We start from the raw sequence: 10,109 nt of genomic DNA on the forward strand, positions 1-10,109 counted from the left end.
ACGGCGCTCGCCGCGCGCGCCGCGCCGGGACCGTCCCCGCGTCGTGTGCGTGGACGGTCCCGACGGGGACCCGCGGAAGGGCGGGTCAGGCGGCGAGCGCGCCCGTCATGAGGGCGACGGCCTCGCTCGGCGAGTGCGTCTCCGGGGTGATGACCGCCGCCCGGCGGCCGAGCCGCTGGACGTGGATCCGGTCCGCCACCTCGAAGACGTGCGGCATGTTGTGGCTGATGAGGATCACGGGCAGCCCGCGCTCGCGCAGGTCGCGCACGAGCTGGAGCACCTGCGCCGACTCCCGGACGCCGAGCGCGGCCGTCGGCTCGTCGAGGATGACGACCTTCGACCCGAACGCCGCCGCCCGGGCGACCGCGACGGCCTGACGCTGCCCGCCGGACAGCGTCTCGACGGCCTGCGTGACGTCCTGGAGGGTGCTGATGCCGAGCGCCTTGAGCTGCTGCTCGGACCGCTCGCGCATGCCCGCCGTGTCGAGCATCCGGAACACCGAGCCCAGCACGCCGCTGCGGCGCTGCTCGCGCCCGAGGTAGAGGTTGCTGGCGATGTCGAGCGCCGGGGAGACGGCGAGGTTCTGGTAGACCGTCTCGATGCCCGCGGCGCGCGCCTCCTGCGGCCCGTGGAACGTCACGGGCCGCCCCTCGAGGAGCAGCTGGCCCTGGTCCGGGGTGTACGCGCCGGACAGGCACTTGACGAGGGTGGACTTGCCGGCGCCGTTGTCGCCGATGATCGCGAGCACCTCGCCCGGGTAGAGCTCGAGGTCGACGCCGTCGAGGCCGACGACGCGCCCGAACGTCTTGACGAGGCCCGTCGCCTGCAGCACGGGTGTCCGTGCGCTGTCCTGCGTCATCACGCACGCTCCTTCCGGATCCACTGGTCGACCGCGACCGCGACGATGACGAGCACGCCGACGGCGAGCGTCTGGTAGAGCACGTCGACGCCCGCGAGGGACAGCCCGTTGCGGAAGACGCCGACGATGAGCGCGCCGAGCAGGCTCCCCCACACCGCGCCGCGGCCGCCGAACAGGCTCGTGCCGCCGATGACGACCGCGGTGATGGAGTCGAGGTTCGCCTCGGCCGCCGCGTTGGGGCTCGCGGCGTTGATGCGGCCGACGAGGATCCAGCCCGCGAGCGCGAACAGCCCGCCCGCGGTGACGTAGACGCTGAGCAGCACGCGCGGCACGCGGATGCCGGCGAGCGCGGCGGACTCCTTGTCGTCGCCGACCGCGTACACGTGCCGGCCCCACGCGGTGCGGCCGAGCGCGTACGCGACGACCGCGTACATCGCGAGCATGACGAGCACGCCGACGGTCACGCGCACGCCGCCGACGGTGAACGCCTCGCCGGTCCACGTGAGCAGCGACGGCAGCTCGCCGCCGCGCACGGTCGCGCCCTTCGAGTAGAGCAGCGTCAGCGCGAGGAACACGTTGAGCGTGCCGAGCGTGACGATGAAGGGCGGCAGCTTGAGCCGAGTCACGAGGAGGCCGTTGACGGCACCCGCGACGAGCCCCACGGCGAGGCCGAGCGCGAGCGCGACGGGCCCGGGCAGGCCGTTCGTGACGGCGGTCTGGGCCATGACCATCGACGACAGGACCATGATCGCGCCGACCGACAGGTCGATCCCGGCGGTCAGGATGATGAGCGTCTGGCCGACCGCGAGCGCGCCGACCACCGCGACCTGCTGGGTCACGAGCGACAGGTTCTCGGGCCGCAGGAAGCGGTCGTTGAGCAGCCCGAAGACGACGACGGAGAGCACGAGCACGAGGGCCGGGCTCAGGGCGGGGTGCCGGTGCAGGACCGACTGGATGCGGCCGGCGGTGGACTGCTGGCGCAGGAACTCGTCGGCGACGTGCGGCTGGGGGGCGGCGGGCGCGGGTGCGGCCGCCGGCGGGACGGTACGTGAGGTCACGTCTCCTCCTCGGGTGCGGGATCGGCGGACGACGGCGACCGGGTGCGGGGCCCGGTCGCCGCCCGGGGCGGTCAGCCCCAGCAGATCTCCTTCGCGTCGGTGGACGTGATGCTGTCGACGCCGTCCGCGGGCTCGTCGGTGACGAGCGCGACGCCGGTGTCGAAGAAGTCGAGCCCGTCGGTCGTCTCGGGCTTCTCGCCGGTGCGGGCGAGCTGCGCGATCGCCGTGACGCCCTCCTCGGCCATGCGCACGGGGTACTGCTGCGAGGTCGCGTCGAGGATGCCGTTCTCGACGTAGCCGACGCCCGCGCAGCCGCCGTCGACCGACACGAGGAGCACGTCCTCGGGGGACTTCCCGGCGCTCTCCAGCACCTGCGAGGCGCCGTACGCGGCGGGCTCGTTGATCGTGTAGACGACGTTGACGTCGGGGTTCTGCGAGAGGCAGTTCTCCATGGCCGTCGCGCCGCCGTCCTCCGCGCCGCCGGTCGCCTCGTTGCAGACGATCGTGTAGCTGCCGCCCGAGTAGTCGCCCGTCTTCGCCTCGTCGCCGTTCGCCTGGTCGTCGGCCGTGTCGATGCCCATGCCCTCGAGGAAGCCCTGGTCGCGCGAGTGGTCGACGCTGACGATGCGGTCGTCGAACAGGTCGAGGAGCGCGATGACGGCGTCCTCACCCCCGAGCGTCGCGGCGGTCCACTCGCCGATCCGGCGGCCCGCGTCGACGTTGTCGGTCGCGAACGTGATGTCGACCGCGTCGGCGGGCTCGGGCGGGGTGTCGAGCGCGATGACGTAGAGGCCCGCCTCGCGCGCCCGCTCGACGGCGTCGACGACCGCGGGGCCGTTGGGCGTGATGAGGATGCCGTCCTGGCCCTGCGAGATGGCGTTCTCGATGGCCTGGATCTGGGTGTCCTCGTCGCCGTCCTCGCGACCGGCGGCAAGCGTGAGGTCGACGCCCTCGGCGTCGGCGGCCTGCTGCGCGCCCTCCTGCATGGCGACGAAGAACGGGTTGGTCGTGGTCTTGACGATGAGCGAGACGGCGACGGTGTCGTCGCCGTCGGCGCCGCCGGACGCGCCGTCGCCCGAGCCGGACCCGGAGTCGGACGAGCAGGCGGTCGATAGGATCCCCGCGACGACGAACGTGCTGGTCGCGAGCGCGATACGGGTCCGGGTCCGGCGCCCTGCCGGGACGAGGACCGAGGAAGGACGTCTGCGTGTGGTGGTCATGGAGCCCCCTCCAACCGTGCGGCCGACTGGCCGCTGACACCGTTGTCATCGGACTGTCTACACAGCGCCTCCGAGGACCGTCAAGCGTTCGCGCCCGCGCTACGGTTGGCCGGTGACAACGATGTCTCAACCGGCGGACACCAACGGGTCCCCCCGACGCGCCCGCGCGACCATGCGCGACGTCGCCGAGCGCGCCGGCGTGGGCATCAAGACCGTCTCGCGCGTCGTCAACGGCGAGCCCGGGGTGGCCGCCGCGACGGCCGAGCGCGTCAACCGCGCGGCACGCGAGCTGCACTTCCAGCCCGACCCCTTCGCGGGCAACCTGCGCCGCAGCGTCCGGCGGACCCAGAGCATCGGGCTGCTGCTGTCGAGCGTCGACAACCCGTACTGCGCGGCCGTGCACCGTGCCGTCGAGGACGTGGCGGAGTCCCGCGGCGTCTCGGTGCTGTCCGCGAGCAGCGACGAGGACCCGCAGCGCGAGCGCGCCCTCGTCGGGACGTTCGTGTCGCGTCGCGTGGACGGGCTCATCCTGTCGGCGACCGGGGGCGACCAGTCGTACCTCCGGCCGGAGATGGACGCCGGCACACCCGTCGTGGCCGTCGACCGCGCCGCCGTCGGGATCGACGTCGACAGCGTCGTCGTCGACAACGTCGCAGGAGCCCGCGGCGCGACCGCGCACCTGCTGCGCCGCGGCCACCGCCGGATCGCGCACCTGGGCGACCTGTCGACGATCGCGACGGCTGCGCAGCGCCTCGACGGGTTCCGTCAGGCCGCCGCGGAGGCGGGCGTCCCGGCGGAGGACCAGCTCGTGGTCCAGGACCTGCACACCGTCGAGCTCGCGTTCGACGCGACGTTCCGGCTGCTGCGCTCGGACGACCCGCCCACGGCGCTGTTCACGAGCCAGAACCTCGTGACGATCGGCGCGATCCGCGCGCTGCGGTCGCTCGGCATGCAGCACGACGTCGCCGTCGTCCTGGACGACGAAACCGAAGCCCTTGTCCGGGTCGTACCAGGTCACCGTGCCGTCGGCACCGTCAGCCCTGTCGGCGCTCGACGTCGACGCGGCCTCAGCGCCGAGCGGGAGGAGGTGGTCCGCCTGCGGGCCCTTCTCCCCCGGCACGACGAGGAACGCGACCCGCTGCCCCTCCGCGACCACGCCGCCGCCGACGATGGCCGAGCTGTGCAGGAAGATCTCGGCGCCGCCGCCGTCGGGGGCGACGAACCCGTAGCCCTTGGCGGGCTCGTACCAGCTGACGGTGCCGAGCACGCCGAGCGCGGCGTCGGCGGCCACGCCGCCGATGACCCGGACGCGGCGCGCCACCGGACCACGGTCGCCCTCACCGGCCTCGAACTCGACCTGCTGCCCCTCGCGGAGCACCCGGGGCCCGTCGTCGCCGACGATCTCGGACGCGTGGACGAACAGGTCGTCGGCTCCGTCCCCGAGGTCGAGGAAGCCGAAGCCTCGCTCGGCGTCGAACCAACGGACAGTTCCCTGGGGCACGGCTCACTCCTCGTCCATGGATGGTGCTGCCCACCAGTCTCCCCCCACCGGAGGCCGACGTCCGCCCGGCGTCGCGGCGGCACGCGCCTCAGCGGGGCTGACGTGCGCCGTCGTCCGCGCGAGCCTGCGTCGACGACGGCGTCCACCCCTCGTCGTCGCGCATCGCGCGCATGATCCGTCGGCTGATCTCGCGCAGCTGCCGGGCCTGCGCCTGCGTCAGGGGGTCGAGGACCAGCCGGTGCACCGTGCGGACGTGGCCGGGGGTGGCCTCGTGGAGCTTCTCCGCACCGAGCTCGGTCAGCGTGGCGAGGGTGTAGCGGCCGTCGGCCGGGTCGGGGGCGCGACGCACCCAGGCGCGCGTCTCGAGCCGCGCCACCGCGCGCGAGAGCCGGGACAGCGAGCTGTTGGCGTACCCGGCCAGGACGCTCATGCGGAGCGTGCGGTCCGGTGCGTCGGCGAGCGCGTAGAGGATGCCGTACTCGAAGTGCGACAGCTCGGCGTCGCGCTGCAGCTGCGCGTCGAGCGCGGCCGGCAGCCACTCGAGGACGGTGGCCAGGGAGGACCAGGTCTCGAGGTCCTCGCCGCGGAGGGTCGGCGCGTCGACGGGGTCCGGCATGCGTGCAGCGTACGGGAACGCGCGCCGCCCGGGCGGCGACCATGACTTGATCAGGAAAGTGAACGCCCGTACGGTTCACTCGATCAGGAAAGTGCTCCACCAGGATGTGAGGACAGCATGGATCTGCAGCTGACGGGGAAGCGGGCCTTCGTGAGCGGCTCGACGCAGGGCATCGGCTTCGCCGTCGCGCGGGCCCTGCTCGAGGAGGGCGCGTCGGTCGTGATCAACGGCAGGAGCGCCGAGCGGGCGGACGCGGCCGTGCGCCGGCTCGACGCCGAGGTGCCGGGCGCGGAGGTCTCGGCCGTCGTCGCCGACTTCGCGGACGCGTCGCAGGTCCGTCGGCTCCTGGACGACCTGGGCGACGTCGACGTCCTCGTGAACAACGTCGGCGTGTTCGAGCTCGCCCCGTTCGAGCACCTCACCGACGACGACTGGCAGCGCTACTTCGAGGTCAACGTCATGAGCGGCGTGCGGCTGTCGCGGCACCTGCTGCCCGGCATGCTCGCGCGCGGCTGGGGTCGCGTGATCTTCGTCAGCAGCGAGTCGGGCGTGGACGTGCCCGCCGACATGCTGCACTACGGGTTCACCAAGGCCGGCATGATCGCGCTCGGCAACGGCCTGGCGAAGCTCACGCGCGGCACCGACGTCACCGTGAACACGATCCTCGGCGGGCCGACGTACTCCGACGGCGTCGCCGCCACCGTCACCGAGATCGCCGCCGCGCAGGGCACGACGCCGGACGAGCTGAAGGGCGCGATCGCCGCCGGCAACCGGACGTCGCTCCTGCAGCGGTTCATCGAGCCGCGCGAGATCGCGCACCTCGCGGCCTACCTGGCGAGCCCGTTGTCCTCCGCGACGAACGGCGCGGCCGTGCGGGCCGACGGCGGGGTGCTGACGACGTCGACGTGACGGGTGCGGCGGCCGCGCTACGCGTCGTCGAGGCGCTCGAGGAGCTCGACGGCCGCGCGGGCGTAGTCGCTGATCCAGCGGTCGTGGATGCGCTTGATGGGCAGCGGTGCGAGGGACAGGTGCCGCTCGCGCCCGACCTTGCGCCCGGTCACGAGGTCGGCCGCCTCGAGCACGCGCAGGTGCTGGAGGACCGTCGTCCGGTCCAGGTCGGGGAGCAGCGCGCACAGCGACCCGGTCGTGTGCGTCGACTCCTTGAGCGCGTCGAGCATGCGGCGCCGCACCGGCGACGCGAGGGCCTTGAACACCCGGTCGTCGTCGGAGGTCTGGTCGGCCGGTGCGGACATGTGATAAAAGTACAACATGAATGACACCGACCGTCTCGACGCGCTGTCCTTCACCGTCTCCGGCCGCGTGAGCCGCCCCACTGCCGAGGTCTACGAGGCGATCGCCGACCCGGAGCAGCTCTCGCGGTACTTCACGACCGGCGGCGCACGCGGCCGTCTGGAGACCGGCGCCGTGGTCACCTGGGAGTTCCACGACTTCCCCGGCGGCTTCCCCGTCACGGTCGTGGAGGCCGACCCGCCGCGCCGGATCGTCGTCGAGTGGGGCGGCGAGGCGACCACCGGCGACGCCGGGACGACGCGGACGATGTTCGAGCTCGAGCCGCTCGACGGCGACACCCGCACGCTCGTCACGATCACCGAGTCGTCCTGGCTGCCCACGGCGGAGGGCGCCAAGAACGCCTTCGGCAACTGCGCCGGCTGGACCGGCATGCTGGCCGCGCTCAAGGCGTGGCTCGAGCACGGCATCAACCTGCGCGACGGCTTCTACGCCTGACGGGAGGCGCAACCATGGCGACCCTGGGACACGGCAATATCTGCCACGTCGAGCTGCCGGCGGTCGACCCGCGGGCGTCGGCGGAGTTCTACGCGCGCGTCTTCGGCTGGAAGGTCCGGGAGGCGCACGGGACCTGGTTCTTCGAGGACGCGACGGACGAGGTCAGCGGGCACTGGGTGCCGCACCGCGAGCCGACGCCGCCCGGGGTGCTCGTGTACGTCTGGGTCGACGACCTGGCCGCAGCCGTCGAGCGCGTGACGGCCGAGGGGTGCGCGATCGTCCAGCCGCCCGGCGGCGACCCGGGCGAGCTGACCGCGCGGTTCCGCGACCCCGGCGGGAGCGTCGTCGGGCTCTACCAGGAACCCCCGCAGTGAGCCGCCCCCTACCCGCCGCGGGCTGACGGTCCTACCGTCGTCCCGTGGGGTTCGGGGCGGGCGCCGACGCGTACGACCGGTTCATGGGCCGGTTCTCCCGGCCGCTCGCGCGCCGCGTCGTCGAGCTGCTCGACGTGCGGCCGGGGCAGCGGGCCGTCGACGTGGGCTGTGGTCCCGGCGTCGTCACGGAGGTGCTCGTCGAGACGCTCGGGGCCGACGCGGTCAGCGCGGTCGACCCGACCGAGCCCTTCGTCGCCGCCGTGCGCGAGCGGCTCCCGGGCGTCGACGTGCGGCTCGGCGGCGCCGAGGACCTGCCGTTCGACGACGACGCGTTCGACGTCGCGGTCGCGAGCCTCGTCGTGACGTTCATGGCGGACCCCGTCGCCGGGCTGAACGAGATGCGGCGCGTCACGAGGCCGGGCGGTCGGGTGGCGGTGAGCGTGTGGGACCACGTGCACGACCGCGGCGCCGCGTCGACCTTCTGGCAGGCGGTGCGCGACGTCGACACCGGTCGCGTGAGCGAGAGCAGCGACCTGCTGTGGGTCGAGGAGCACGTCGCGGAGCTGTGCGCGACGGCCGGGTTCGTCGACCTGCGGGTGGAGGAGGTGCCGGTCACGCTCACGTTCGCGTCGTTCGCTCAGTGGTGGGACCCGTTCCTGCTCGCCGTCGGGCCGGCCGGCGCGTACCTCGCGACGCTCGACGACGACGTGCGTGAGGCGGTTCGACGGCGGGCGGCGGAGCGGTTCGGCCCGCCGCCGTTCGTGGTCGCCGCGACGGCGATCGTGGTCCTGGGGACCGCGGCCTGACGTCGGCAGACATCGTCGAACCGCTTGCGAGGTGAAGCGTTTCGACGGCTGCGCGCGCGACCTCCTTCTGGTGGGCTGCGAGTCCGTCGCCGGGGCCGCCCTGCCCTCGGCCGCCCCGTCCGAGAGGAAGTCCCGTGCGCTCGCTTCGCAAGGTGCTGTCCGTCGCCGCGGCCGCCGCGGTCGCCGTCGCCGGTTCGCTGGTCGTCGCCGACCAGGCGAGCGCCGCGGCCGGCTGTCGCGTCGACTACGCCGTCACCAACCAGTGGCAGAGCGGCTTCGGTGCCGACGTCCGCGTCACCAACCTCGGTGACCCCGTCTCCTCGTGGGACGTCCGCTTCTCGTTCGGTGCCGGCCAGACCGTCGCCCAGCTGTGGAACGGGTCGGTCACGCAGTCCGGCGCCGCCGTCTCCGTGCGGAACGCGGCCTGGAACGGGTCGATCGGCACGGGCGGCACCGCGTCGTTCGGCTTCAACGGCACGTGGTCCGGGTCCAACCCCGCGCCGACCGCGTTCACGCTCAACGGCGTCGCGTGCACCGGCAGCCCGGTCACCCCGACCAGCACGCCGACCACGTCGCCCACCCCGACGCCCACACCCACCCAGACGCCGCGGCCGACCCCGACGCCGACGACGACCACCGGACCGATCGGCGGCACCGCCGCGCAGCTCGTCACCGCGATGGGCAAGGGCTGGAACCTCGGCAACCAGCTCGAGGCCAACATCAACGGCGTGCCGAGCGAGACCGCGTGGGGCAACCCCGTCATCACCGGCGCGCTGCTCGACCGCGTCAAGGCCGCGGGCTTCTCGACGATCCGCATCCCGGTCTCGTACCTGGCGAAGATCGGGCCGGCGCCGAGCTACACCGTCGACGCCGCGTGGCTCGACCGGATCCAGCAGGTCGTCGACCTCGCCTACGACCGCGGGCTGTACGTCGTCATCAACATGCACGGCGACGGCTACAAGAGCGTCAGCGGTGCGTGGCTCATCTGCGACGCGGCCTCGCAGACCGCGATCAAGGAGAAGTACCAGAAGGTCTGGCAGCAGGTCGCGTCCGAGTTCACGACGTACGGCGGGCGCCTGATCCTCGAGTCGATGAACGAGAACTTCGACGGGCAGTACGGCAACCCGACGCAGCCCTGCTACTCGAACATCAACGCGTACAACCAGATCTTCGTCGACACCGTCCGCAAGACGGGCGGCAACAACGCGTCGCGCTGGCTGCTCGTCCCGGGCTGGAACACGAACATCGACTACACGACCGGCAGCTACGGGTTCGTCATCCCGACCGACCAGAACCGGTCGTCGGCGATCCCCAGCAACGAGAAGCGGCTCATGATCTCGGTGCACTACTACGACCCGTGGGACTTCACCGGCGCGGAGAACGGCACCTACACGCAGTGGGGCCCGAACGCGACCGACGCGTCGAGGAAGACGTCGTGGGGCCAGCAGGACTTCATGGACGCGCAGCTCAAGAAGACGTACGACGCGTTCACCTCGAAGGGCTACCCCGTCTTCGTCGGCGAGTACGGCTCGATCGACAAGACCTCGGCCGACCCGACGAACAACCGGTACCGCGCCGACTACGCCCGCACGCTCGTCGCGACCGCCACGAAGTACGGCGCCGCCACCGCCTACTGGGACAACGGGCACAACGGCCAGTACGGGTTCGCGCTGTTCGACCGGGCGTCGGCGACCGTGACCCAGCAGGGCATCATCGACGCGATCATGGGCCGCTGACCGCGCCCTGACCGGCCCGGGCCGGGCGTCTCACCACTCCGCGAGGTCGGGGTCGAGGCGCCCGGCCGTCCCACGTCACCGTGAGGTCGCGGTCGTGGTACCGGACGTTGTTCGCCGTGAAGTACGGCCAGTCGATGTCGATCGGGTCGAGCTCGATCTTGCCGTCGGCCCGGCTGCGCAGGCCCATCGCGTC

General features: G+C 72.7%; 11 protein-coding genes and 2 pseudogenes. 6 read left to right on the plus strand and 7 right to left on the minus strand.

What is annotated here, in order from left to right; translation table 11 throughout:
• Positions 1-85 precede the first annotated feature (85 nt).
• From HGA02_RS04110 to HGA02_RS04120, 3 genes are all read right to left on the minus strand, one after another.
• Positions 86-859, minus strand: coding sequence for an ATP-binding cassette domain-containing protein (locus HGA02_RS04110; RefSeq protein ID WP_168677853.1), 774 nt, complete (start codon positions 857-859; stop codon positions 86-88).
• Positions 859-1,917: an ABC transporter permease gene (locus HGA02_RS04115; protein ID WP_168677856.1), complete on the minus strand. Its 1,059-nt coding sequence runs from the start codon at positions 1,915-1,917 to the stop codon at positions 859-861. Before HGA02_RS04115 ends, HGA02_RS04110 begins: the two co-directional genes overlap by 1 nt.
• A 71-nt stretch (positions 1,918-1,988) precedes the next feature.
• A complete protein-coding gene (locus HGA02_RS04120; protein WP_168677858.1) occupies positions 1,989-3,137 on the minus strand; it encodes a substrate-binding domain-containing protein in 1,149 nt (382 codons plus the stop codon).
• Positions 3,138-3,309: 172 nt separating this feature from the next.
• Here HGA02_RS04120 and HGA02_RS20745 point away from each other — a divergent pair.
• Positions 3,310-4,089: pseudogene (locus tag HGA02_RS20745) on the plus strand (LacI family DNA-binding transcriptional regulator); the annotation flags it as partial.
• Positions 4,090-4,281: 192 nt separating this feature from the next.
• On the opposite strand, the pseudogene HGA02_RS21800 reads toward HGA02_RS20745, so the two are convergent.
• Positions 4,282-4,638 (minus strand): annotated as a pseudogene (locus tag HGA02_RS21800) (cold-shock protein); the annotation flags it as partial.
• An 88-nt stretch (positions 4,639-4,726) separates the two neighbouring features.
• Positions 4,727-5,254 carry a MarR family winged helix-turn-helix transcriptional regulator gene (locus HGA02_RS04130; RefSeq protein WP_168677860.1) on the minus strand — a complete coding sequence of 176 codons (528 nt, stop codon included), beginning with the start codon at positions 5,252-5,254 and terminating at the stop codon, positions 4,727-4,729.
• 117 nt (positions 5,255-5,371) lie between these two features.
• Between HGA02_RS04130 and HGA02_RS04135 the strand changes: the two genes are divergently transcribed.
• Entirely contained in the window at positions 5,372-6,163 is a 792-nt protein-coding gene (locus tag HGA02_RS04135; protein WP_168677862.1) for an SDR family NAD(P)-dependent oxidoreductase, read from the plus strand.
• Positions 6,164-6,180: 17 nt separating this feature from the next.
• On the opposite strand, the gene HGA02_RS04140 is transcribed toward HGA02_RS04135, so the two are convergent.
• The gene (locus HGA02_RS04140) at positions 6,181-6,507 is read right to left on the minus strand and encodes an ArsR/SmtB family transcription factor (protein WP_210728146.1); all 327 of its coding nucleotides are present in this window, start codon (positions 6,505-6,507) and stop codon (positions 6,181-6,183) included.
• A 16-nt stretch (positions 6,508-6,523) separates the two neighbouring features.
• Here HGA02_RS04140 and HGA02_RS04145 point away from each other — a divergent pair, with 16 nt between their 5' ends.
• The 4 genes from HGA02_RS04145 to HGA02_RS04160 all read left to right on the plus strand — a co-directional run bounded on the left by HGA02_RS04145 (position 6,524) and on the right by HGA02_RS04160 (position 9,916).
• A complete protein-coding gene (locus HGA02_RS04145; RefSeq protein WP_168677866.1) occupies positions 6,524-7,000 on the plus strand; it encodes an SRPBCC family protein in 477 nt (158 codons plus the stop codon).
• A gap of 14 nt (positions 7,001-7,014) precedes the next feature.
• On the plus strand, positions 7,015-7,374 hold the full coding sequence (locus HGA02_RS04150; protein ID WP_168677868.1) for a VOC family protein: 360 nt from the start codon (positions 7,015-7,017) through the stop codon (positions 7,372-7,374).
• A gap of 44 nt (positions 7,375-7,418) precedes the next feature.
• Positions 7,419-8,180 (plus strand): class I SAM-dependent methyltransferase, encoded by a 762-nt coding sequence (locus HGA02_RS04155; protein WP_343035258.1) that lies wholly within the window; start codon positions 7,419-7,421, stop codon positions 8,178-8,180.
• Between the two features lie 134 nt (positions 8,181-8,314).
• Positions 8,315-9,916 carry a cellulase family glycosylhydrolase gene (locus tag HGA02_RS04160; RefSeq protein WP_168677870.1) on the plus strand — a complete coding sequence of 534 codons (1,602 nt, stop codon included), beginning with the start codon at positions 8,315-8,317 and terminating at the stop codon, positions 9,914-9,916.
• Here the strand turns inward: HGA02_RS04160 and HGA02_RS04165 are convergent.
• Positions 9,903-10,109 (minus strand): hypothetical protein (locus HGA02_RS04165; RefSeq protein ID WP_210728147.1); only part of this gene is annotated, 207 nt, incomplete at its 5' end. The two genes, HGA02_RS04160 and HGA02_RS04165, sit on opposite strands and share 14 nt — an antisense overlap.

Source organism: Cellulomonas septica (assembly GCF_012396155.1).
GTDB classification, from domain to species: Bacteria; Actinomycetota; Actinomycetes; order Actinomycetales; family Cellulomonadaceae; genus Cellulomonas; species Cellulomonas septica.

Coding starts and splice junctions, on each gene's coding strand:
- HGA02_RS04120 (WP_168677858.1), bottom strand. CDS start 3,137: ATGACCACCACACGCAGACGTCCTTCCTCGGTCCTCGTCCCGGCAGGG.
- HGA02_RS04130 (WP_168677860.1), bottom strand. CDS start 5,254: ATGCCGGACCCCGTCGACGCGCCGACCCTCCGCGGCGAGGACCTCGAG.
- HGA02_RS04150 (WP_168677868.1), top strand. CDS start 7,015: ATGGCGACCCTGGGACACGGCAATATCTGCCACGTCGAGCTGCCGGCG.
- HGA02_RS04135 (WP_168677862.1), top strand. CDS start 5,372: ATGGATCTGCAGCTGACGGGGAAGCGGGCCTTCGTGAGCGGCTCGACG.
- HGA02_RS04145 (WP_168677866.1), top strand. CDS start 6,524: ATGAATGACACCGACCGTCTCGACGCGCTGTCCTTCACCGTCTCCGGC.
- HGA02_RS04110 (WP_168677853.1), bottom strand. CDS start 859: ATGACGCAGGACAGCGCACGGACACCCGTGCTGCAGGCGACGGGCCTC.
- HGA02_RS04140 (WP_210728146.1), bottom strand. CDS start 6,507: ATGTCCGCACCGGCCGACCAGACCTCCGACGACGACCGGGTGTTCAAG.